The following is a 21,789-nucleotide window of genomic DNA, read 5'->3' as shown; positions in this document are numbered from 1 at the left end:
CCCCGAGGAGATCTTTGACCACACCCGAACTTGACCTTCGCCTTGACGACTTCGCGGCCGTGGACGATGTGACCGATCAGGCGTTCTGGCACGCGGTCGGGGCCCACGAGGACCAGCTCCTCCCGCTGGCCGAACATCACAGCTCTGCTGGCGCCAACAGCTTCTACGTCTTGCACGACGGGTCAGCCACCTGGGGCTTTCCCGGCATGCCTCAGATCGTCGCGCTCCACCTGCAACGTGACCTGTCGGCCCAGACGTTCAGCTTCGAGCTCAAGCAGTTGCCGCTACCGGCCATGGCGCAGTCCTGGCTCATCCACCGAGGCTGCCCACCCGACGCCATCGACCTCAACCCGGACCTGGGCCCCCCGCCGGCCGATGAGGCCACACGGGCCCTGGAACGACGGCTCATGGGGGACGGAGACCACTACGCGTACGGGCACTCCTATACCAGCGACGACCCGAGCGACTGGGTCACCGTCGTGGCCCTGCGTGCCATGGATGAGCGGGCCCCCTCGCCATTCCGCGTCGTGGTCGAGGAAGTCGACCCCGAGGCATGGACCCACACCCTGCGCGAGGGCGGCTTCGCCACCGTCGAAGAAGCGCTCCAATGGTGCGACGAGCGGATCGCCGGTGCGGCCGGCCCGCTCCCGCCGGTCCGCCCGGCGGCCGTAGCCAGCCGCCCGACGGCCCTGCCGAAGGCTCCTGCTCCACGCCCGCCCGGCCATATCCGCTGAGCCTCAAGGCCGAGGCGAGCGGCGAAACATAGCCGACGATCGCCGGTTAGCCAAACCGGCGATTCTCCGGACTCTTATACAGCCGCCGGGACATTCCCGGGGCGCCATTCCAGGCAATCCCTCTGCCTTCCCGGAGGTTTCTTCCGCATGCGCTCCACCCGAATTGCCATATCCGCGGCGATGCTCGGCGCACTTGCTCTGCCAGTGCTGTCCGCCACCACCGCATCCGCCGCGACCATGCCCGCCGCGGCAACCGCCGCCCCCGCGGCCAGCTGCCACAACCTCCCGCCGCTGCCGTACACGGTGCACGCCAAGGCCGTGACCATCCGGTCCAAGGCCAGCGCGAAGTCCACCGCGGTCGGCGTGCTCTACAAGAGCCACAAGTTCAGCGTGTCCAAGAAGAGCGGCAAGTGGCTCTACATCAAGGACAAGTCGACCGGCGTCAAGGGCTGGGTGTCCGCCACGTACGTCTACCGCGACGTCCGCATGTGCCTGGACTGACAGGAACTCAGCAGCCGCCCCTAAGCAGCTGAGCCGCTGGGCATGGCCCCCAATTCCCCCAGGCATCGACCTTTTCAGAACAGGAGTTTCCTTTTGTCCGACGGCATATCCGATGACGCTGAGGATGTCGTGGGCGTGCTCACCGAACGGATCGGAGCGCGCTTCGCACTGGACATGGGCCAGTTGAAGGCCGCGGTCGCCGCCGCGCCGACCGCGAATCCTGACGCCACCGACGTCGTCAAGTGGCACGGTCTCCTCGTCGAGGCCCAGTCCGTGCTCGACCACGCGGAGGACGACCTGCTCGCCGCGCTGGAAACCCAGCCCAGCGAGGTCGACGACCCGACGATGGGCCTGGCCCACCGCGTGGACGCCGCTGTCACCGCACGCGATGGCCGGGCCATGGTCGTGCGCTGGCTCCTCGACCCCGATGCCCCGGGCAAGACGGGCCTCGCCGCCGAACGCCTTGCGCGCCTTCGCCCCCGAACCGGGCCTGCGGTGCAGACCAGCATGCCCCACCGGCCCGCGGCTACCCCCACGCCGGCGCCGGCGTGGCGGGCAGGAAGGCCCGCCCGATGAGCCGGGGCACGGCCAGCACCATGGACGGCGACCTGCAGAAGGTCTTCGGGAGCCCGGTCCCCGAGCTGTACGAGGCGGTCGCCGGACCCGATGCCTTGCCCGCCCTCGCCCGCGCCCTGGAGCTGCGCTCCTTCCTGGCGCTGACCGAGGAACAGGTCGCCCGCGTCCGCGACCGCGTGCACGCGGACATGGATCCGGACCGCGACATGGGCCAGCTGTCGGCGGCCACGCTCCGCTTCGACGCGCAGTGGCTGGAGGCGGCGCTCGATGCCCGCGACGGCTACCGCGCGGCCCTCGGCGAACTGCTGCGCACCATGCCCCCGCCCGACCAGCGGGCCCGTCCCGTCCGCACGGCACAACTCAGGGCCACCACAACCCTGCCCCCGTCTGCCGCCCTGGCACCCCAGCGTGCCGGGGCGGCCCGGGCCCGCCGACCCTGAAAGCCCCAGCTTGCCCCACCTCACGTCCACCGAGATAGCCGGACGGATCGAGGACCTGTACGGCGCGCCGCTCGACGACCTCGAAGCCCACGCCCAGGACCAGCCGCCCGGCATGCTCTCCGCCCTGCTCGGCATGCACGACGACCTCGCCCTCGCCGAGCGCGGCATCGACGTCCACCGCGAGTACCTCGCCCGGCTCGTCCACCCCGAGCGGCAGATCGGCCGGCACGAGGTCTCCCACCTTCTCGACGGCGCCCGCCGGCTCGCCGAAGCAGTCGCCGTCCGCGACGTCCAGGCCAAGTCGGTCGCCGCCGTTCTGCAGAGCCTGGCCCGCGCCCCGGCCCCAGCGCCGTCCCCGCCGACGTGCTCGCCGCCCGTTCCGGCGCCGCCCCGTGCGGCCCAGAGCGCGACGCACCGCCGCTGACCCGCAGGCGATTTCCCCTACTCACCCAGGAGTTCCTCCCTTGGCCATCACCGCTCTGCCCCCTGACACCGACGGCGACATCGCCCGGGTCACCGAGGCCCTCGCCATGATCACCCCGCGCTGGAACGTGCGGATCCTGCTGGCCCTTTCCGGCCCGCCCGTGCGGTACAGCGAGCTGGCGGACAAGGTGTCCTGGCTGCAGAACGGCCAGCTCCACCCCAAGCTCAAGGCGCTGTGCGACGCCGGCCTGGTCGAGCGCACCGAACACACCGCACGGCATGTGACATACGGCCACACCGAGCGTGGTGTCGCCCTGCTGCCGGTGTTGCCGATGATCGTCACCTGGGCCGAGGCGCATCTGGAGACGGCGGATCGCCCGATGCCCGCGATCGAGCAGATCGAGGACAGCCTCACCCTGCTCACCCGACGCCATGCCGCCGCCATCCTGTGGGTGCTGAAGTCCCGCGAGGAGGTCAGCGGGCGGGCCCTGGCCCGGATCGTGATGCCCAGCAGCGACTGGACCAACGTCTACCCGCCGCTGCGGCAGCTCGTGTCCGACGGTCTGGTCGACAGTGAGGGGAAAGGCCGGCCCTACCGGCTCTCCGCGGCAGGCGACGGCCTGGGGCCCGTTCTAGGTGCCCTGTCCGCGTGGTCCGCTGGGCAGCCCCTCCGCCAGGCGGTCCAACACCCGGTCTGGGGGCATGCGCAGGCGAAGCCCGCGCCGAGGCCGTGGGTCAGCAGCCAGTCGCGGCCGGCCCCTGCGGCGTTCCCGAAGGCCCGGACGGAGCCCTCTCCGGCGTGGCACCACCGCGATCTCTTCTCCCATGCCAGCACCGCCCGCCCGAAGACGGCTGCCCAGGCGGGAGGTCCGCGCCGATGACCACCCTCTTCACCCCTACCGACGTACGCAACGCCATCGAGGTGCTGGCCTCGCGTTCCTTGATCCGCTTGGTCACCGAGATCGACGACAGCGGGGCGATACCTCCGCGACGGCTTGCCGGTACCCTCTCCGACCTCTCCTCGCACCAACTGCGCCGCGCTGTCGAAGCGGCCCGCGACCACGGTCTCGTCCGGACCGAACCCGGCGCCGGACTGAAACTCACTGATTCAGGCGCGGAGTTGGCCGACCTGTACGACGGGGCGGCGCGCTGGGCCCGACGCCACGCCTACCCGGCACCGGTCTGCGAGTTCAGCAGTCGCATCCGACACGTCCTCGACCTCTTGGCCCCCTCGCTTATGACCGAGCGCGCCGACGGCCTCTCGCAGCCGTCCGCCGCGCGCCTGCTCAGCGAACAGGCCCAGGCGGACCTTTCCCGTCCCCGCGCTCTGCTGATCCAGTGGCTGGCCAGTAACCCCGAAGGTTCCCGGGCGCACGAGCCGGCCGCGTGAGCGCAGCGGTCACACCCCGGCACGCACGCAATACCGGCGGGCTGATGCGCAGCATCTACCTGCCGCGCACGGCGGACGCTCTCAGTTTCGCGATGTCCACCTACGGCATCCCGCTGCTGGTCCTGGCCACCACAGGCTCCGCTGCACTGACGGGAGCCGCGTTCGCCCTGGAGTGGATCCCGCGTCTGGCAGCGTTCGGCTGGGCCGGATCGCTCGTCGACCGGCGCGGGGCGGCCGTCGTCTTCCACCTCGCCTCTCTGGGACGCGCGCTGGCCCTCGCCGCCGGCGCGGTCATGCTCCACTTCCACCCGTACGGCACCGCGGCGAGCGTGACCGTGATGGTGCTCGCGGCGACGACCGGCGTGCTCACCGAGTTCAGTTACATCGCGGCCGAGACCGCGGGCGCCGCCGCCGCCGGCCGCCGAGCGGGGGCGCGGGCCCACCGCGTCCAGGCCGTCCTGCTCGGCATCGACCAGACCGCGACCCTGGCCGGCCCGGCGCTCGCCGGGGTACTCCTGCTCGCCGGGCCGCCGCCGATGCTCGCGGTGATCACGGTGCTCTCGCTTCTCGCCGCGCTGCTCGCCCTGCGCACGCCGCCCTCGCCCGTCGCCCTCGCCCGCGCGCCGAAGGGCCAATCCGGCGCCGGACTCCTCACCGGATGGCGCACCATCCGCTCGCTTCCCGCGCTCGGCTGGCTCGTGACCGGGCTGACCCTCTCCAACCTGGCCATCGGACTCCTCCAAGCGGCCGGCCCCGTGATCGTTGTCCAGCACTTCGGGCAGTCCACCACCGCCGTCGGCCTGCTCTGGTCCGCAGCCGCTGGAGCGACGCTCCTCAGCGTTACTCTCTGCCGGTTCGCGATCGACCGCCTGGGCCTGTGGCCGGTCGGTGCCGCCTGCGCAGCCCTCGCCTCGCTCGCCTGTCTCGCCGCCGCCCAGGCTCCCGACTACTGGTCCTACCTGGTCCTGGTCGCGGTCCTCATGGCGGGCGAAGGCGGCATGACGGTCGTCCTGCGCACCCTGCGCTCCCGCCTGATTCCCCCGGAGAAGTTCGGCAGCACCCTGTCGGCGACCATCCTCATCCTCCTGCTGCCCTTCCCCGTCGCCGGCGTGCTCACCGCGTTCACCCCGCCCGACGCCATGGGCCACGTCATCACCGTATGCGCCGTCTTGCAGGCCCTCGGCTTGCTCTGCGCCTTCGCCCGCCTGCGCGCCGATCCCGCCCTGCGCACCTGACCCTGCTGCACCCCCAGCCTGTGGAGAACCTCATGCCCACCGCCGTCCTCGGATCGCACCGCGCGACCGGCCGCACCATCGCCGAACAGTTCCACGTCTTCGACGTCCACAACCCGCACGTCTACCGCGCTCTGGAACGCATGGCCGCCCGCCGACTGGCCTCCGGCGCCACACGGGTCAGCTTGAAGGACCTCTTCGAAGACGTGCGCCGCCAACTCCCGTACGGCGTCGCCGGGCTGAACAACAACTTCACCGCCCTCTACGCCCGCCGCCTCATCGACGACCACCCCCACTGGGCCGGGGCGTTCGAGCTGCGCCGCCGCCGTGCGGCCTGAGACACCCCAGCGCCCTCGTCCTGCCGTCCACCGATACGGAGAACCCTTTCTTGTCCGCTCGTGTTGGCAAGCCCGGCTATTCGAAGTTGCGGAATCACTCCGCATCGTCGGGCCGCGGAGCGGACCAGCACCGATCACCTGCGCGAGAGGTCGGCGGCGTGCTCAGGGCTGAAACCTTGGCGCTCGCGCTGCCACAGGTCGGCCGTGTTCTGGTGGAAGCCCAGCAGCCGGCTGACCACGACAGCGGGCAGCTCGGCCGCAATGTCCATGAGTGCGGTATGCCGCCCGGCGCGCGGCCGAATGCCGATCTGCTTGAGCCTGTGGCTCAGGTGTGCGGAGGACATAGGTCGCCCGGCATAGCCGCCAGGGAACAGCCACGCCAGATTCTCGTCGGGCTCCGTGGCGCTGTGACCGCGGCGGCGCCGTACCAGGCGGCGGATCAGTTCGTCCAAGGGCGGCGGCACCTGTGCGGGGACCTTGCCCAGCCGGATGCTGACGCTGTCCTCGGCGCAGGTGACATGGTCAGTGGTGAGCTGGGTGATCCGGCTGGGCGGCTGCGCGAAGAGCAGGACGAGCAGGCCAGCAACGCGGACCACGTCGTCCAATGTCTCGTCGTGGACCAGGCGACGTACCAGCTGCCAGCGATGGTCTTGGGCGATGACCTCGACGCTGAAGTCCCGAGTTTCGGTGGGGAATTCGAGTGGTGGCGCACTTCCGCGGCGGGCGGCCCAGTTCAGGAAAGAGCGGGCTCGGCTGCGGTTGACGGGGCCATCGGCCATCCATGTGTCGATGTGGTCTTGAGCGCAGGATGTGAGGGTGTGGCCCTGCCGGTCGAGCCACTGCAGCAGTCGTACGACAGTGGCAGCCTCGTGCCGTACACCCTGGGCCTGTCCATGCGTGATTGGCCGACCGGCCTGTCGCAGTCGTCGCAGGTGCTGGCATGTGATGTAACTGCGCAGGGTTTGACGGTCCTCGGCTGCCGGGACGCGCACGTATGCGTCGGCGAGCCAGAGCTCAAGGACGGCGAGGTGCTCGTCGCGTTCGGGCAGCGCGCCTCCGGCCACCAGCACGGCGCGCAGATGTCGGGCGACCTTGACCGGTCGGCAGTCGTCGAGGACCTCGTGGGTGACAGGGCCGCTTCCATGGACGAGGTGGTTGAGAACGTCACGGCTGCCGGGGCTGCGGCGCAGCCACGCGAGCAGCGCGCGCGGGCTGGTGATGCGGAGCAATGCGGAATGGACGTACACCAGTTCCTTACGCATGGCTCCGTCGGGGCCGGTCAGGGCGAGGGTGAGTTGGTGGCGGGCCGCGCAACTGGCGCACATCCCGAAGTGGAACAGCCTCTCGACAGTTCCGCACCCAGAGCACGGCCGTCGGGCGCGCTCGTGCCGCTTCCAGCAGGTCTCGCACAGCGGCTCACCCTGTGCGGTACGTCCGTAGGTCGGGCGGGTCCTTTCGCACTGTGCGCACAGCCCCTTGGGCGCGCGGCACTGTTTACACAGGGGCTCGCCGGATGCCGTGAGGTACTCGACCCAGCGCAGCAAGCCGCACCCGCTGCACTCCTTGGGAGGGTGTGCCTCGATACGGCAAGGCCCGCAGACGGGGGACCCGGTGCGGGAGGAGTGACAGGGCCTCGTGCTGTCGCACACCGAGCAGCGGGCGAACGGCAGCTGGTGACAGCGCCGGCATACCAGTCCGTCGCTGGTTCGTCCGAGGGCCCGCTTCAGCTCGCCGCACTGGACACAGATGCGCTGGTTGAACGGCGCACTTCGATAGCAGTTGCCACAGAGGGCTTTCCCGTCGTGGGTGCGGGTGGCGACCTGCGCGTTCTTCTTACACCGCGAGCAGGTCTGCGGGCGGATCTCCTGCCAGCAGTTGCGACAGCAGCGCAGTCCGTCCCGTTGCATGGTCAGCCCAATGTTGCGCCGGCAGTACGGGCAAGGCGGGTTGACGACGCCCTGCGCGCCGCGGGCGAGCAGTTCGTGGATGAGACGCAGTCCCCGAGGAGGGCCGTGTGTGCCGTCACCGGTGAGCAGCCCGGGGACGTCCTCCAGGGCCCAGAGCAGCCGGAGCTGTCCGTTCTTACTGCGTTCCGTCGAGCGGACAGCTTCGGCGATCGTCTCCTTTGGCAGTGCGATCGGGATCTCTGCGATGAGCTGGACCAGCTCGGCCAGGACGTCACGCCCGTCATGGGGCGGGTGCCTGGTGCAACGGGGCTGCCCATCGCGGTCGCGGCCGGAGTAGTTCCGGCTGCCGCAGATCACGCACGGATTTGCCCTGGCGATGAGCCGGGTCTGGCAGGAGGCGCAGATGCGGGGCTGGCCGGGCTGGCCCTTCAGCTGGCGCTGGGCCCCGCAGCGGGCGCATCGAGGCAGTTGCAGCCGGACGGCGCCATGCTCGCGCAAGCCGTGGATAAGCCGACCGAGCGCCGCAGGTCCTGCTGCCCGTGTGGAGGTGAGAAGTTCGGGATCCGCGTCGAGGGCCTGGGCCAAATCGCGACGATCGGGCCGGCGCTTGACCGTGGTGATCAGCACCCGCTCCACGAGCGTGGCGGCGAGTTGTGGTTCGACAGCCTGCACAGCTTCGACAATGACCTGCTCCGGCTCGCTGGCGAAACGCGGCAGCATCTCCGACATACGCGGCGGCTACTCGGGAACGATGCGGGCCCGCTTGGGACGGAACTCCCCGACGCCAGAGGGACCTTCACCGCGACGGGGACCTTCACCAGTGGCGGCCTTCTTACGTCCGGCCCCGACGGCCGCGACCGGCTCGATGAGGTCGTCCATCGTGCAGCCGAGGATGTCGAGCAGGGCCATGAGCGTCCGCAGACTCAGACGCTCGGGCCGCTCGGTTACCAGGCGATAGGTCTGGCTGGCGGACAATTCGATCCCACGCTCGGCCAGGCGCGGGACGAGGTCGGTCGTCTGGAACAGGCCGCGTGTAGCCATCACCTCCCGCAGGTGCCAGCGGTAGTCCAGTTTCGCCGTCATGCCCACTCCCTACTGTCCGCCCTGAAGGGCCCGGTCCAGCACCTTACGCATCATCGTGTTCATGAAATCGCCGCTCACCCCGGTGTAGAGCGCGGTCGTCGACGCGAAGCGGTGTCCGACCTGGTTCTGTACGAAGGTCGGGTCCGCGCCGTCCTCGATCTGGTGCGTGACGTGGCTGTGTCGCAGGCAGTGCGGCACCAACTCTGCGTCCATGCCCAGGGCGTCACGGTAGGCAGCGAACCGCTCCTCAATCTCCCGCGCCTGCAGGCGCCCGCCGCGCTCGGTCAGCCACAACGCAGACGTACGGGACGCATGCGCATACCGGGGGCGGACGTTGCTCACGTAGTCCTCGACTGCCTCCACCGCCCAAGGCATCACGCTCAGCACCATCCGGCGCCGCGGCGGCGAGCCCCGGGTGCGTTTGCCGTAGCGGACATGGAGCGAGCCGAAGCGTCCCAACTCCGGTGCCTTGGGGTTGCGGTAGAAGTCGGGGACGTCAAGGCGGGAGGTCTCCGTGGCGCGCAAGCCCCATCCATAGATCGTCTTGAAGACGGTGGCGTCCCGGTAGGCCGCGAGTGCGCCCTTGCGGCCAAGCCGGATGGCCCGCTCGACCTGGTTGTCGGCGTAGTCGAAGAATGCCTGGCACTCCTCGCGGGTCATCGGCCGCCGGTCGGGGTCACCCTCGTAGTCGGTGAGGTGGGCGATGGTGTTCCACTCGTGGCAGATCTGCACCGGGTGGGTGCCGAAGCGCAGTTCACACTCGGCAGGCCATTGGTAGTGCGGCGACGTGACGTAGTCGCAGAACAGCCGCAAGGTGCACTGGTAGCTGCGGATGGTCGATTCTGCGCGCTGCAACTCCGCGAGCAGGTGTGTCATCCACTCGTCGCAGTCCGCCGCCGACCACTGCCACGGATAGGCGTTGACGTATGCGCCGAAGCGCCGGACCAGGTTCCGGCGGTCGCGGATGGTCTTCGGCTGAAGCCGACGCCCGCCGCGCTGCTGTCGGCTCCACCCTTCCAACATCGCCTCGAAAACAGCGTCTTCGGGGTGCAGCAGCGAGACGCCGTCGAGCAGCACGAGGCGTGCAGAGCCCTCGCTTAACCCCGTCGTAGACACGCACACTCCCATCTTCTGGGTGCACGAATCTTGCATCAAATGCATGCCTGCCCGCAAAGGGGCAGGTCAACAACTCTCGATTTGATAGGAAGGACGTGGCTCAATGTCACAGGTCCCCAGCTCGCACCCCAACGGATCGTGCATTAAGCGCAATTCCCCGGGGTTTCCCCTCGTGCTCGTCGTTTCTCCCGGCGACGAGACCTATCGCGGCTATTGCCTTGAGCAGGTAGCTGCCGCGTACGACGTCGTCCTGCTCACCAACGCCGAGCCGTCATGGGAGAAGCCGTTCATCGTCGACCACACCGTCGTCGACTTGACCGACCCCGCAGCCTTGCTCGCCGCCGGCCGGGCCCTAGCCGAGCGCCACGACCTCGTCGGAGTGGTCACCTGGGACGAGTGGAACCTCGTCCCCACCGCCCGCCTCGCTCGCGCGCTCGGTCTGTCCTCGACGTCCGTCGAGGTGATGCGGGCCTGCCGCAACAAGTCCGTCGCCCGCACCCTGTTCGCCCGCCATGGGGTGCTGTCAGCCTCCTCGATGGAGGTGCGGACCCCGCTGGAGGCCCGGCTGGCAACGAAGACGCTGGGCTACCCCGCCGTCCTCAAGCCCTCCGCGTTCGCCGGCAGCATCGGCGTGATCCGCGTTGACCGCCCCGAAGAGCTGCCCGCCGCGTTCGCGTTCGCCTCGGCCGGCGCGAGCCGCAGCCGCGAGGACACCGGCGTCCTGGTCGAGGAGTACCTCGACGGGCCGGAGGTCTCGGTCGAGTGCGTCACCCACCACGGCGCGACCACTGCGGTCGCCCTAACCCGCAAGCACCTGGGACCCGAACCGTACTTCGACGAGACCGGCCACACCGTCGATGCCACCGACCCGCTCCTGGCCCAGGTCGCCCCGGCCGCCGCTGCCGCGGTCAAGGCGTTGGGGATCACCGACGGTGTGCAGCACGTCGAGATGCGCCTCGTGGACGGGCGGCCCCGGCTGATCGAGGTCAACGCACGCATCGGCGGCGACATGATCGGCCACCTCGTCCGCCTCGCCACCGGAGTCGACCTGCCACGAGCCGCGGCCGACCTCGCCTGCGGCCGAGCACCGGACCTCACCCCGTCCCGCAGCGGGGCTGCGGGCATCCGCATGCTCTACCCGGACGCCTCCGGCACCCTCACCGCACGGCACATCAACAAGCCGTTCACCGCTCACACTCCGTGGCTGGGGCAGGTGCAGTGGATCCGCGAGATCGGTGACACGCTCCTCCTGCCGCCCGAAGGCGACGTGTTCACTGCCCGGGCCGGGTTCTACATCGTCACCGGCCGCAGTACGGCGGAGGTCACCGAACGGCTCGACATCGCCGCCGACGAGATCACCGTCACGGTAAGGGCGGACCGATGAGCCAACAGTCCGATCCGCTCCGCGACATCGACGGCGACGTCTACGTTTCCCCGCGTCACCTCGCGTCCACCACCGGGATCGGTGACCCCGCTCTCGCCCCGCTGCTCGACCTCGGCTGGGAACTGCAGCACGACGACCTCGGCAACGTGTACGTGAGCGCTCCCGACCGGCGCGTGCGCCTGGGCTACCTGCCCGAGGGGGAGGACGACGGGCTCTGGCGCATCAACGCCTACAAGGACTCGTTCGGCCCGCCGGCGTGGGGTGTGTGTTTCAACGACCGTGTCCCCACCGAGTTCGTCCAGGCGTTCACCACCGTCCTCGCCACGGCGTACGAGCAGGGGCCGGACGCCTACCTGGCCCAGCCGGTCTCCGGGACCGACGAGCAGGACCCCTTTCTCGCCGTCGTCCCGCTCCTGAAACAGGGCTGGGAGATTGACCGTCCGCGCGGGGGCGTCTTCGCGGTCCAGGCCCCGGACGGGCTCGCCGGCATGGAGTTCACTACCGGCGATCTCGATCCGGAAGCCGAGCTGACCACGCGGGACGCGCGTTGGCAGCTGTGGGCAGGCAAGTCCATCGACCGGCCTGCCTGGTACGCCACGGCCAGCACCGAAACCCCCGTCGCCCTGCTCACCGCTGTCACTGACTGCATCGCCGATCCGGCTCCGCTGCCCCGGTGGCGGCAGGAGACCTCCAGCTACATCAAGGGCATGGCCCAGCTCACCCCCATCCTCCCGGCCGAGCCGCCGGCCCCCACGCCGCTCGACGTGCAGCGGGCCGTCGTGTCCCGACGCCCGGCCGTGCTCCCCGCGGCCAGCGTCCCGCGCTGGACTACCACCAGCCGACCTGCGCTGCCCGGCCCTCGTCGCTGACAGCGGCCCAACCCTAGACCGGAGAAGCCTTCTTGTCCCTGCAGGCCCCCGAGTTCTTCGCCGAGCTGTGCCTCCCCTTCCACGCCCACACCGTCGTGGGCAACACCTACTTCGCCGTCCCCGTCCCGGGCGCACCGTTGCGGCTGCGGATCGACTTCAGCCGCACCATCCACGCGGACACCTACGGCGGTCTGCGCGTGGCGGTCGTTCACCCGGACTGCGGCGAAATCGACGCGGTGGCGCTCAGCTTCGTGGACCACGGAACCTTCCACCGCCGCGACGAAGCCACCAACACCCGGCCGAACACCAAGCAGTACGGCACCTTCGACAAATACCACCGTCCTGGACGGCCACCGTGGGACGGGGCCGTCACCACCGGGCTGCGCGACGCCATCGAGCAGTACACCGGCGTCTGGTTCCCCGGCTCCTGGACCGCGTCCGCGCCCGGCCGCACGGCTAGCCGCACCGCGCTCAGTGCGGCCGTCCCGCCGATCACACACAACGGTGCCCGCACCCGCTGAGCCCGCCCACCTCCACCTGTTCCCGCCCGTATCCCTTGGAGAGTCCCTTCTTGCGCATCCGTTCCGCTCGCACCCTTCCGGCCGCTGTCGCCGTCGCTGCTGCGGCGACCGGCAGCCTGTCCTGGGCACCCACCGCATCGGCCCAGAGCACCGAGCCCACACCGTCCTCGTCCTCGACTCCGCGCAAAGCGGCCGAGGCGGAGACCGGTGGCGTTGCCATTTTGAAGAAGGACTCCGGAGGCGACGTGCTCGCCGGCGCGTCCTTCACCCTGTTCGACTCCGCTGGCAAGGAAGCCGCCAACGGCAAGACCGACGCTCAGGGGCAGCTTGCTCTCCAGGACCTCACGCCGGGGGTCTACCGCCTCAAGGAGGTCACCAGCGGCAGCCCTCTGCACGACACGGTCGACGACCAGGACGTGATCGTCACCCCCGGCGTTGACACACCACTCACGATCGTCGACCCGTTCAAGGACGCCTCGGTCCTGCTGAAGGCCAAGGACGACAAGACCAGCAAGCTGCTGCCCGGATCGACGGTCAACATCGGCAGCGGCGACAAGACCATCCTGACGCTGACCACCGGATCCGACGGCACAGCCACCGGCAAGGTGCCCGTCAACTCCCGTACCGGCAGCGGCTTCTGGGTCAAGCAGGTGAAGGCGCCCGAGGGATATGAGATCTACAAGCCCTTGAAGACGTTCAAGGCCAAGCCGGGCGATCCGGTGACGGTGACCACCACCAACGCCAAGACCGCCACGCCTCCACCGCCTACGGAAAAGCCCACCGACAAGCCGAGCGGCCTGCCGACCCCGGACAAGCCCTCCGACCGGCCGACTCCGGACACGCCCGACAAGGATGAGGACGTCTCGGTGCCGTCCGCCTCGGGTGCACCGACCGCCGACGAGACCGCGTCGAGCACCGCGGCGCCCGCCCCCGCGGGCTCGCTCGCGCACACCGGCGCCGACGCCACCCCGTGGCTGATCGGCGTCGCCGGGGTGCTCCTCGCCGCAGGTGCCGGCACCCTTGTCGTAACGCGCCGACGCCGTACGGACCACGCCACCGACGATGGCTCCGCGGAGAACTGACATACGCATGACCCGTCCAGCCCTTGGGATCTCCGATCCCGGGGGCTGGAATCTGTCTGGCGCCCAGGTGCCCATAGCGGGTGCAGAGACTGGCAGTTGGCTTGTCTGCCAGCTCGGCACGTGGCCTGTTCGGCTTCTGCCAGTTGGAGCTGGGCTGGTGCGGCATCACCGGAAGGCGGCTTGGTTCAGCTCGGCGATGATTGCCTTCCTCTTGCCATCGAGGGTTCGGCCCCACTTGGCGTTGGAGTAGTACACCACCCCTCCTGTGGCGGGCATGCGAAAGCTGATGTTGCATCCCACATCTGCATGGAAGTGGTCGCACAGACAGGTGCACACCTTGCGGTCGACTACCCAGCCAAGTCCGGTGGGGCCATCGCCGAGGAGTCGGATGAGATCGGGACAGGGCGGTCCGTCGGTCGTTTCCATCCGAAAGCCCTTGAACGCCCGCCAAGCATCAGTCGCGTTGATCTCTCCGGGGCCAGCCGTTGCGCGGATGCGTCGGAGGAGATCGGAGAAGACCGAAGCTGGCGCGCGAGGAGAGAGGGAAGAAGCGGTTGCCGCGTAGGCCGCCCGCTCGACCGGTGTCCAGTCCGGCTCATTGTGGAGGAGCGTGTCCCCGTACTCGTGGGGGAGGCGGTCGACGATGCGCTTCCACCAGCGGGGATGGAAGCCGGTCAGCCTGATCCTCGCGGGCATTCCGGGCAGGTACAGGCAGACGCCGCCACTCTCGTGACGGAATCGCAGTCCAGCGACGCCTGTGAGCTGGTCCTGCGGATCCGCTGCCTCCTCGTCGGCGAGGCGGGGCAGAAGGAACTCGATCCAGTAGTGGAGGACACATGGCTCGTTGACGAGTCGCAGAGTGAGCAGTTCCTGTTCGGGACGGGCACAGGCGATTCCGAAAGGGTGCTGCGAGAGACCACCGATCTTGCTACAGGCGAGGAAGAGTTCGGCTTCCAAGTGCGCCTGTTCACGGTGGCGAGCTGACGGGATAGCGAGTGCCTGGCCGTCGCCCGTGAGGAGGGAGTGCAGGGCCTGGTGGGATTCTCCGGTGCTGCGACGTCGGTCTGTGGTGAGACCCAGAGCGGACGGTCGGGGCATGGTCGTTTTTCCGCGCGAGACCGGCCCCCGGCGGCGAGCGCTTTGTGCAGGGTACTGATGTGCTGGGACGGTTGGTGACACTTCTGGCCGTTCTCGGCGAAGGAGCTGCGGGGGCTCTGCCAACGCGCGGCCGGGCGTTCACTGGCCCGCAACGATGAAAGCCAGATCACGTCGCCCGGTCAAGGAAGCACGCCGGGGAGCCCTCGTCGTGAACGCACAGCGTCCCCAAGCGTCTGCGTTCGTGTCGCTTCGAAGTGGGCCATCGCCACCCGGTTCGAAGGTGACCGGAGGTTAGGCGGCCACTGTCAGTGGTACGGAGCCGCCGACGGTGTTCCCCGTAACCATGGCGCGCAGAAGGTAGGACGGATCGTCGGCCGCCATGCCTTGTAGATTCCTTCCCACTACGACGATCAATGACCCCTGGGCTGCGCTCCGGTACCAGCTGGGGTAGAAATTCAGCGGCATGCGACAGAGAAGCTGGCCGTCTGGGCTGCTGATTGAGAGATTCGTATCCTGGAGGTGAGCCCGGACGCTGCCGCTAGTGACTCCTGGGATGTCGCGCAGATCCACGCGTTCATGATTCTCGGTCTGGAGCATCATCTGCAGATCGGTGAACCCTGCCTTGCGGTACGTCGTGAGGACGAGGTCTTCGACCCGCGCGTCTTCATGAATGCCCCACCCCCCCAAACAGTCGACGATGATCCCGGCGCGATCTCCGCCGAACAGAATGCACTCCACTTCGAGGACGACCTCGGGTTCCGTTGGCGCCCAGCCCTCCAGCTGGACCACCTGGGAGACCATGCAGTGAGGATGAGACAGTCGCAGCATGAGGCGGTCCATGGCTTGGTGCTTCATGAGGAGAAGTTCGGCCTTCCCTGCCTCGTCGATCAAGAGCTGGCACACCTCGCATGTCCGGCGGGCGCTCCCGAGGTATCTGAGAAGCGGATCAATGCCGATTCCGGTTAGTGCTCGCCGGACGGAATCCGAGATGTTGATCTTCCTGCCGGCAGAGGCGACGGTAAGGGGGTAGCTGACCTTGGTACCAGCTTCCTTGACGGATCGGTTCCTGGTGGGGCGGGAACGGGCGATGGCCTCCAGGGCGCGTTCGTCGACTTGTTGCTCGGACCCAACTAGATCTTCGAGCGCGGGCTCGAAGGAGTTGCCCGACCCCACGTCTACGTACAGACCTCCGAGCAGCACCAGCGCCTCGCCGGCCAGTGGCCAATCACCGAGTTCGTGGTGTACAGCGAAGGCTTCCAGCGCGTGTGTGCGAGACCGCTCGATGTCACCGAGTGCCCGGTAGGAGCGAGCCATGTTGAGAAAGCAGGGGGCGCGCAGGGTGTCGTCAGCGAGCTGTTCGATGACGGTCCGAGCTTTGCGGAATTCAGTCAGCGCCTTCTCGTGATCACCGAAGCGTGCGTGGTGCGATCCTAGGTTGAGACGCAGAGCAGCCTTAACCGAGTGCATCCCAAACTGTTCAATGAGGGGAATGAGGTTGACGATCTCGTCGCCAGCCCGGTCTCGCTCCTCACCTCGCAACCGGCACACCGCAGCCATGGCACGGGCGACGAGGAGCGCATGAAGGGCTTTCTGTTCCACGGCAAGCTTGGTGGCTTTGCTGTACTGATCGAGTGCCTTGCTCCATTCCTGGTCGCGGGCGTACACGTTGGCCAGAGTCAGCCTGCACTGCATGATCCCCGACTCGTGGGCGGACCGCTCGCACTGGTCAAGTGCCAGGATGATGGTCGACTCTGCCTCTCTGTGGAGACCCCTGCGCGAGTGGCTGATAGCAAGCGCGCGCGTCGCCTGAGCTCTGAGCGCAGGGGATGAATGGTCCGTCTCGGCGAGAACCGACTGCAGGATCTGAAGGCCATATCTCCATCGTCCTGCGACCACAAGTGCTTCCCCCAGCGCGACCCGGGTCCGCGCCAAGTCGCGTCCTTCCCCGGTGTCTTCCAGTAAGCGCACCGCGTCCGTCAGGTGGGTAATGGCTTCACCGATCCGGCCCTGGGTCCACAGAAAGTCGGCATTTCTCTGCAGGGTCTGCGCGGCGACGATGGGGTTCTTGAGATGGTTGGCCATGTCTCGCGCATCGGCGAAGTACATATGCGCCTCATCAAGTTGCCCTATACCTCCATGGCAGGATGCCAGATGAGCCAGTGCCCGAGCCCCGCGTTCGTAGTCGCCGAGTTGGGCGGCGAGACGGGCGCATGTACCGAAGTGGTCAATAGCCCGCTTGGTATCTGCTTGCTTTGCAGCCTGAGTGCCGAGTCGAAAGAGAGTCCGGACTTGTCCCTGGGTATCACCGATTTCCCGATAGATAGCCAGTGCGGCCCGGAGCCCCGTTCCCCCTTCGATGCAGTGCGACTGGTCAGCCGACGACGGCAACCCGCTCTCTACGGCCTGCCAGGCTCGTCGCTCCAGCTTGCCCACGGCTCGCACTAACTCAGGCACCGAGGAGCCGTGGTCCGCAAGCTCCACCAGTCTCGTCATGAGCGAGTGCACCTCGTCGGCCTCGCGCTCGTCCGCATATAGCCCCTGGACAGTTTCGAGCCGGGTCTCCAACCGGTGGCACCGGTCCTCGGCAGCGATCAGCTCGGTGCGGGTTAGGCTCAGGGCCTCCTGCAGGTAGGCCACTTGATCTTGCAGGTCACTACATTCCTCCTGCAACCGCTGGTACTCGCTGCGCTGGAACTGGACTTCGGCCCGGTGAGCGAGCCGCTGTTCCTCAAACTGCGTCTCAAGGCTCCGGCATCGACTTCGGAGGCTCGTCAGGCGGCCTTCCCGATCCCGCAGGGCCTTACGAAGAGCCTGCTGCTGCGATGCGATGCGCAGGGTGTTCTCGTCGGCTTCCACGACTCTGGCCTGCAGCCTCTGTACATCACTGTGTCTGTTGGCCTCGATGGCTTCTCGGTGCAGTTCCCGTAGCGTGTCCTCTGCGCCAGCTGTGAGGGGCGCACGGTACTCCTGCGCCTCCGTGATGACGCCCGCGACGAAGTTCCACGGTGGGATCCGCTCACCATTGAGGTAGCGCGTCACGGTACTTGGACTGAGGTACTGCCTCTCGGCGTAGCGTCGCACGCTGATCTTCAGCGCGAGAAAGATGCGACGCAGGTCCTCAGCCAGAGCCCGCTTCTCCGGAGCTAACCCGTCCTTCAGTGGCTCCAGGCGTGCTTTTGGCCGGACCGGGCTGATTGCGCCTGCTTCCTTGGGGGCGGGCACCTGTCCGTTATGCATTGAGTCAGTATTGCGGCATACCAACTCGTCCACACGCAAGATGAGTTGCTACCTCAGCTGGCAACACCGGATGGCGCTGCCACTGTGAGTGGCAACGCTCCCATGAGCCTTCGGTGCTCTCTGGTCGGCCATCATCAGTGGCTGGGGCACAGTCCCCAGTCCTGATGAGGAGGAAGCGCCATGGCTATGTCCGACGAGAGCAAGCGACTGCGTTCCGCCAGGGCGGGGTTCTGGCGCAGGCTCGCCCAACAGGCGGCACTCAGCGCCGCCGGTGCCGCTGGCTCGGGAATGGTTGGCCTTCTGATCTTCTGGCTGCGTTCCCGCTAGGCAGCGTCTTCAAATGTTCTTGAGTGGTGGATCATGGGTGGGTGATGCGTCGCCATGAACTATCCGACGCCGAGTGGGAGTTCCTCCGACCGTTACTGCCCGTGTAGTTGCCGGGCGCAAGCGGCTGGATGACCGCAGGGTCCTCAACGGGATCGTGTGGAAGTTCCGTACCGGGACGGCCTGGCGGAACGTGCCAGAGCGGTACGGGCCGTGGGCCACGCTGGAAACCCGTTTTCGCCGGTGGACGGCGGACGGCACGTTCGAGCGGATGCTCCGCGCCGCCCAGGCGGACGCCGCCGGCGACGTCGGCTGGCTGGTGGTCTGACCAGCAGATCCACCTGGCCTGCGACGGCCGGGGCCATCCGTTCGCCTCCGTCGTGACGGGCGGCAACACCAACGACTGCACCCAGTTCACCGCCGTGATGGAATCGATCCGGGTGCCCCGGATTGGACCGGGACGGCCCCGAGCCCGGCCCGATCGCGTCCTGGGGGACAAAGGCTACAGCTCAAGAGGGGTCCGCATCTGGCCGAGTAGCCCGTCCTCGACCGACGCCCCTCACCACAGAGCGGGTTGCAGGCCCGCGATCCGTCCCAGGTGGGGCTGGGATGCGGGTCGGCCGCCGACCCGCAGCAGCGGCAGGCTGGCGCTCGCTGATCAGATGCTGGGCCAGCGCAGCTCCCAGACGGCGCCCGCCCCTGAGGTAGGCGCGCGCACGCTGACGGGTACCGTCGGGCCACGACACCATCGGCATCAATTGCTCGAGAACGATGCTGGCGGCCGTGAACGGGTCCGCCAGATACGGCACGACCACATCGCGATGTCGGGTCGGCCGCAGCGGTTCCTCACGTACCCGCACCACCATCCAGTCGGGCCGGTGGCGTTCTACGGCTTCCGCCTTGAGCCGGTCGCCTTCCTCAGAGTCACGGTGCCAGTACGAGCCGTCGAACTCCACAACCAGCGCCTGGCCGTGGTCTGCTGGGAAGAGCATGTCGAGCCGGTAGCGACCGTTCGGCGTCTGCAGCGGGTACTGCTGCTCCCCGCCGGTGAGGACGAGCTGGAGTTCGGCGAACAGTTCCATCTCCTGCCGGGAGACGTTTGTCCGCTTCCGGCAGCGCGGGCAGCCCTGCCTGCCCATGAACACGTGCGCCACTTGCGCGGACCAAGGTTCATGCCCGGCTGGGCACAGCCACCAGACTGGCACGTTGGCCCCGGCCGTAACCCCGGCCGGGGTGAGGTCCTCGTTTAGAGACGGGTGCCACAGCGCCGCGATCTCAGGACCCTCGATCGACAGCGCCTGGTAGCGCACCCGGCCAGAACAGGAGGGGCACGCTGCCACGCCGCGGACGCGATGAAACACCTTGGCCCGGAACTCGCCGGCGCACACGCCACACCTCCACCAGACCAGGCGGTGTGAACCGGCGGTAACAGCATCAGCGGTCAGTCCGTTGTTGCGCGCGGGGTACCACTGCGCCGCCAGATCAGGTCGCGCCTCGGGGAGCGCGGGAGCACGCTTCCTCCGGGCACAGGCCGGGCAGCCCGAACCGGCGACGGTTCGGTGGCTCACCTTCGCCTCCCAGCGGTGGCCCCGGGAACACCGCCATCCCAGCCTTACGCGGGAGTTGACCAGCAGTTCTGCCACATCGGCCGGTGCGGCGTCGGGGTCCACCTCCGCGAACAGCTCAGGCATGTCGACCAAGCGCCCGGCCGGGGCGACGCGGCCGGCTCTCGCGCAGACCGGGCAGCCGGTCCCGCGGGTGCGGTTGGATATTCGCGCCTGGTACTCGTGCCCGATCGGACAGCGCCACCAGACCTGGCGCTGCGAGCCAGGCCCAAACTGGTCCGGCGAGGCGTCGTTGCGTGGGTGCCACTGGGCCAACAGGTCAGGCGAGTGCTCGCTGAGGGTGGACCGGCCACGGGGCACGTACCCCGCGCACCATGGGCAGCCAGTTCCGGCGACCCGGGAATGGACTTGGGCCTGCCAGACGTGTCCGGCATCGCACTGCCAAAACACCGCCTTGTGGGAGCCGGGACCGATTTGCTCCAGGTCCAGGCGGGTGTTCAGGTCCGGATGCCACTGGGCAGCGATGGCCGGGTGCTCCGTGACCAAGAAGCGGGTGCGACGTGTCATGGCCACGCACGGTAGGTCGCGCCACTGACATGCCCCTGCGAGATCACCGGGTTGGAGCCCCGCTGTTGTCAGTGGGTGAGCGGAGAATCGCTGGATGGCCTATGAACTGACGGAGGCTGGTGAGTCCGCGAACCTCGCCGTCTCCTTACGCGCGTACCTGTCCAGGACCGGTTTCTCCTTCACCGGTGTGACCGGCAAGGAGGCGACCCAGTCCATTACCCAGGCTGTGGTGCACTGGGTGGGAGCGTCGGGGTGGAGGTGCAGAACAGAGGCGCAGATGCGCTACATCGATCCGCCTCGATTGCTGGATGGGGGCTGCTTTTCCTACTGGTCGCCGTCCTGGTCTGCCTACCTTGACCTCCGCGTGATTCGCAAAGACGGCCCGCCGGTCGCCCTGGAGATCGACCGTGCGGACGAGAGCACCGCCGTGGATAAGCTCCGGGACGAAGCACTCCGCGGGCGCCCGGCTCTGTGGATCCGCTGGCACGGAGCGCTGCGTGCCGAACTCCCGGCCGGTGTGGCCCGGCTGCACCTACCCACGCGGTCCAGTAAATCGCCACTCCGGTACTCGCTGGCCACGGTGACCGGCACCGAGGCGATCACCACCGGCCGCGCCGTCAGCCCCGAGGCCCGAGTGGACGCTCAGCGGCGGGACCAGCAGCGGATCGCGGACGAGCAACGGGCTGCTGCCCGCCCCCAGGAACCCGGCTCTACCCGCTGCTTCTGGTGATCAGTACGCTGTTTTGGCGGGAGCCACTGGTCCATGCGGTGTCGGGTCGGCAGTGGATGCGCGGCGGTACCTGCTGTCCCAGGGCGTCGATCGAGGTCCTTGATGCATCGTGCAGGACCTGAACGTCTAGGTTTGCCGGGTGAGCAAGCGGCCCCAGCTACCAGGCGATCCCTCCGACCTGTACCTGCGTATCTCCTTCGACGATCCCCTGTGGGACACCCCGCAGGCTGACACGCTGGAGCGATGGAGTGTGGGTGTCCTCCACCGTCGGCGTGTGCACGACGGAGGCCAGGGACCAGCGGCCACGAGTAGCTGCGGCACGGCGGATTGCCCCTCGTGCACGGTCGAGGAGGCCGCCGTGGGGTCGATGACGTTCTACCGGGTGCACCTCGATGGTGCCCGGAATGCGTACTGGGCCATGGAGGAGGAGTCAGAGGAGCTGCACGAGACCGCTCAGGTCCTCCTCGATCCCGAGACGGGCTCCTTCACCGACGAAGTCAGCGAACGACTGGAGTACATCGGCTCAGCGCTGCTCGTCATGGATCGAGTGACGCTGGATCCCCCATGGCGCAGGACACTAGTAGTACTTCGTTAGGTTCTTGTTCTGGTTCTGCTGGTCTTGAGGGGGCGGCCGCAGGTGGTGCAGGTGCGGGTCCAGCACCTCAGCATGTC

The 21,789-nt window shown here is 68.3% G+C and carries 23 protein-coding genes and 1 pseudogene; 18 read left to right on the top strand and 6 right to left on the bottom strand.

Annotated features, from left to right (window positions below; all coding sequences use genetic code 11):
• Positions 1–14 precede the first annotated feature (14 nt).
• The 9 genes from ACIGXX_RS41280 (at position 15) to ACIGXX_RS41240 (ending at position 5,634) form a co-directional block, all read left to right on the top strand.
• On the top strand, positions 15–734 hold the full coding sequence (locus tag ACIGXX_RS41280) for a hypothetical protein (protein ID WP_399983891.1): 720 nt from the start codon (positions 15–17) through the stop codon (positions 732–734).
• 147 nt (positions 735–881) lie between these two features.
• On the top strand, positions 882–1,235 hold the full coding sequence (locus ACIGXX_RS41275; protein WP_399983888.1) for an SH3 domain-containing protein: 354 nt from the start codon (positions 882–884) through the stop codon (positions 1,233–1,235).
• Between the two features lie 93 nt (positions 1,236–1,328).
• Positions 1,329–1,811: a hypothetical protein gene (locus ACIGXX_RS41270; RefSeq protein ID WP_399983885.1), complete on the top strand. Its 483-nt coding sequence runs from the start codon at positions 1,329–1,331 to the stop codon at positions 1,809–1,811.
• Positions 1,808–2,251, top strand: a complete 444-nt coding sequence (locus tag ACIGXX_RS41265) for a hypothetical protein (protein ID WP_399983882.1) — start codon at positions 1,808–1,810, stop codon at positions 2,249–2,251. Before ACIGXX_RS41270 ends, ACIGXX_RS41265 begins: the two co-directional genes overlap by 4 nt.
• A gap of 10 nt (positions 2,252–2,261) precedes the next feature.
• Positions 2,262–2,675 carry a hypothetical protein gene (locus ACIGXX_RS41260; RefSeq protein WP_399983879.1) on the top strand — a complete coding sequence of 138 codons (414 nt, stop codon included), beginning with the start codon at positions 2,262–2,264 and terminating at the stop codon, positions 2,673–2,675.
• A 40-nt stretch (positions 2,676–2,715) separates the two neighbouring features.
• Positions 2,716–3,555, top strand: a complete 840-nt coding sequence (locus ACIGXX_RS41255) for a winged helix-turn-helix transcriptional regulator (protein WP_399983876.1) — start codon at positions 2,716–2,718, stop codon at positions 3,553–3,555.
• On the top strand, positions 3,552–4,064 hold the full coding sequence (locus tag ACIGXX_RS41250; RefSeq protein ID WP_399983873.1) for a regulator: 513 nt from the start codon (positions 3,552–3,554) through the stop codon (positions 4,062–4,064). Before ACIGXX_RS41255 ends, ACIGXX_RS41250 begins: the two co-directional genes overlap by 4 nt.
• Complete coding sequence (locus ACIGXX_RS41245; RefSeq protein WP_399983870.1) at positions 4,061–5,299, top strand: MFS transporter; 1,239 nt, start codon at positions 4,061–4,063, stop codon at positions 5,297–5,299. Before ACIGXX_RS41250 ends, ACIGXX_RS41245 begins: the two co-directional genes overlap by 4 nt.
• Positions 5,300–5,331: 32 nt before the next feature.
• Positions 5,332–5,634 carry a hypothetical protein gene (locus ACIGXX_RS41240; RefSeq protein ID WP_399983867.1) on the top strand — a complete coding sequence of 101 codons (303 nt, stop codon included), beginning with the start codon at positions 5,332–5,334 and terminating at the stop codon, positions 5,632–5,634.
• Positions 5,635–5,768: 134 nt separating this feature from the next.
• Here the strand turns inward: ACIGXX_RS41240 and ACIGXX_RS41235 are convergent, their stop codons facing one another.
• From ACIGXX_RS41235 to ACIGXX_RS41225, 3 genes are read right to left on the bottom strand one after another with little or no spacing between them, the layout of a single operon-like run.
• Positions 5,769–8,270 carry a hypothetical protein gene (locus tag ACIGXX_RS41235; RefSeq protein WP_399983865.1) on the bottom strand — a complete coding sequence of 834 codons (2,502 nt, stop codon included), beginning with the start codon at positions 8,268–8,270 and terminating at the stop codon, positions 5,769–5,771.
• 9 nt (positions 8,271–8,279) lie between these two features.
• Positions 8,280–8,624 carry a helix-turn-helix domain-containing protein gene (locus tag ACIGXX_RS41230; protein ID WP_399983861.1) on the bottom strand — a complete coding sequence of 115 codons (345 nt, stop codon included), beginning with the start codon at positions 8,622–8,624 and terminating at the stop codon, positions 8,280–8,282.
• Between the two features lie 9 nt (positions 8,625–8,633).
• Positions 8,634–9,752, bottom strand: a complete 1,119-nt coding sequence (locus tag ACIGXX_RS41225; protein ID WP_399984135.1) for a tyrosine-type recombinase/integrase — start codon at positions 9,750–9,752, stop codon at positions 8,634–8,636.
• A 160-nt stretch (positions 9,753–9,912) separates the two neighbouring features.
• On the opposite strand from ACIGXX_RS41225, the gene ACIGXX_RS41220 reads away from it, so the two are divergent.
• From ACIGXX_RS41220 to ACIGXX_RS41205, 4 genes are read left to right on the top strand one after another with little or no spacing between them, the layout of a single operon-like run.
• Positions 9,913–11,124, top strand: coding sequence for an acetyl-CoA carboxylase biotin carboxylase subunit family protein (locus tag ACIGXX_RS41220; RefSeq protein ID WP_399983858.1), 1,212 nt, complete (start codon positions 9,913–9,915; stop codon positions 11,122–11,124).
• Positions 11,121–11,993 (top strand): DUF317 domain-containing protein, encoded by an 873-nt coding sequence (locus ACIGXX_RS41215; RefSeq protein WP_399983855.1) that lies wholly within the window; start codon positions 11,121–11,123, stop codon positions 11,991–11,993. The genes ACIGXX_RS41220 and ACIGXX_RS41215 overlap by 4 nt, the downstream gene beginning before the upstream one ends.
• 32 nt (positions 11,994–12,025) lie before the next feature.
• Positions 12,026–12,514 (top strand): hypothetical protein, encoded by a 489-nt coding sequence (locus ACIGXX_RS41210; RefSeq protein WP_399983852.1) that lies wholly within the window; start codon positions 12,026–12,028, stop codon positions 12,512–12,514.
• 50 nt (positions 12,515–12,564) lie between these two features.
• Positions 12,565–13,596, top strand: a complete 1,032-nt coding sequence (locus tag ACIGXX_RS41205) for a SpaA isopeptide-forming pilin-related protein (RefSeq protein WP_399983849.1) — start codon at positions 12,565–12,567, stop codon at positions 13,594–13,596.
• Between the two features lie 165 nt (positions 13,597–13,761).
• On the opposite strand, the gene ACIGXX_RS41200 is transcribed toward ACIGXX_RS41205, so the two are convergent.
• Together ACIGXX_RS41200 and ACIGXX_RS41195 are read right to left on the bottom strand one after the other, a co-directional pair.
• Positions 13,762–14,553, bottom strand: a complete 792-nt coding sequence (locus ACIGXX_RS41200; RefSeq protein WP_399983846.1) for a hypothetical protein — start codon at positions 14,551–14,553, stop codon at positions 13,762–13,764.
• A gap of 432 nt (positions 14,554–14,985) precedes the next feature.
• Entirely contained in the window at positions 14,986–17,931 is a 2,946-nt protein-coding gene (locus tag ACIGXX_RS41195; protein ID WP_399983843.1) for a tetratricopeptide repeat protein, read from the bottom strand.
• Positions 17,932–18,111: 180 nt separating this feature from the next.
• On the opposite strand from ACIGXX_RS41195, the gene ACIGXX_RS41190 reads away from it, so the two are divergent.
• The 3 genes and pseudogenes from ACIGXX_RS41190 to ACIGXX_RS41180 all read left to right on the top strand — a co-directional run.
• The gene (locus tag ACIGXX_RS41190) at positions 18,112–18,258 is read left to right on the top strand and encodes a hypothetical protein (RefSeq protein ID WP_399983840.1); all 147 of its coding nucleotides are present in this window, start codon (positions 18,112–18,114) and stop codon (positions 18,256–18,258) included.
• A gap of 73 nt (positions 18,259–18,331) precedes the next feature.
• Entirely contained in the window at positions 18,332–18,583 is a 252-nt protein-coding gene (locus ACIGXX_RS41185) for a transposase (protein WP_399983837.1), read from the top strand.
• Positions 18,584–18,590: 7 nt separating this feature from the next.
• Positions 18,591–18,725 (top strand): annotated as a pseudogene (locus ACIGXX_RS41180) (transposase); the annotation flags it as partial.
• Positions 18,726–18,764: 39 nt separating this feature from the next.
• On the opposite strand, the gene ACIGXX_RS41175 reads toward ACIGXX_RS41180, so the two are convergent.
• Positions 18,765–20,387, bottom strand: a complete 1,623-nt coding sequence (locus ACIGXX_RS41175) for a zinc-ribbon domain-containing protein (protein ID WP_399983835.1) — start codon at positions 20,385–20,387, stop codon at positions 18,765–18,767.
• Positions 20,388–20,481: 94 nt separating this feature from the next.
• Here ACIGXX_RS41175 and ACIGXX_RS41170 point away from each other — a divergent pair, with 94 nt between their 5' ends.
• On the top strand, positions 20,482–21,117 hold the full coding sequence (locus ACIGXX_RS41170) for a hypothetical protein (protein WP_399983832.1): 636 nt from the start codon (positions 20,482–20,484) through the stop codon (positions 21,115–21,117).
• Between the two features lie 139 nt (positions 21,118–21,256).
• Entirely contained in the window at positions 21,257–21,712 is a 456-nt protein-coding gene (locus ACIGXX_RS41165; RefSeq protein WP_399983829.1) for a hypothetical protein, read from the top strand.
• The last annotated feature ends 77 nt before the right edge of the window (positions 21,713–21,789 follow it).

Source organism: Streptomyces sp. NPDC055243, assembly GCF_044544025.1.
Classification (GTDB): domain Bacteria; phylum Actinomycetota; class Actinomycetes; order Streptomycetales; family Streptomycetaceae; genus Streptomyces.
This window is presented reverse-complemented; position numbering and strand designations above follow the sequence as displayed.

Coding starts and splice junctions, on each gene's coding strand:
- ACIGXX_RS41275 (WP_399983888.1), top strand. CDS start 882: ATGCGCTCCACCCGAATTGCCATATCCGCGGCGATGCTCGGCGCACTT.
- ACIGXX_RS41265 (WP_399983882.1), top strand. CDS start 1,808: ATGAGCCGGGGCACGGCCAGCACCATGGACGGCGACCTGCAGAAGGTC.
- ACIGXX_RS41250 (WP_399983873.1), top strand. CDS start 3,552: ATGACCACCCTCTTCACCCCTACCGACGTACGCAACGCCATCGAGGTG.
- ACIGXX_RS41240 (WP_399983867.1), top strand. CDS start 5,332: ATGCCCACCGCCGTCCTCGGATCGCACCGCGCGACCGGCCGCACCATC.
- ACIGXX_RS41235 (WP_399983865.1), bottom strand. CDS start 8,270: ATGTCGGAGATGCTGCCGCGTTTCGCCAGCGAGCCGGAGCAGGTCATT.
- ACIGXX_RS41230 (WP_399983861.1), bottom strand. CDS start 8,624: ATGACGGCGAAACTGGACTACCGCTGGCACCTGCGGGAGGTGATGGCT.
- ACIGXX_RS41225 (WP_399984135.1), bottom strand. CDS start 9,752: ATGGGAGTGTGCGTGTCTACGACGGGGTTAAGCGAGGGCTCTGCACGC.
- ACIGXX_RS41215 (WP_399983855.1), top strand. CDS start 11,121: ATGAGCCAACAGTCCGATCCGCTCCGCGACATCGACGGCGACGTCTAC.
- ACIGXX_RS41195 (WP_399983843.1), bottom strand. CDS start 17,931: ATGCATAACGGACAGGTGCCCGCCCCCAAGGAAGCAGGCGCAATCAGC.
- ACIGXX_RS41190 (WP_399983840.1), top strand. CDS start 18,112: ATGGCTATGTCCGACGAGAGCAAGCGACTGCGTTCCGCCAGGGCGGGG.
- ACIGXX_RS41175 (WP_399983835.1), bottom strand. CDS start 20,387: ATGACACGTCGCACCCGCTTCTTGGTCACGGAGCACCCGGCCATCGCT.
- ACIGXX_RS41170 (WP_399983832.1), top strand. CDS start 20,482: ATGGCCTATGAACTGACGGAGGCTGGTGAGTCCGCGAACCTCGCCGTC.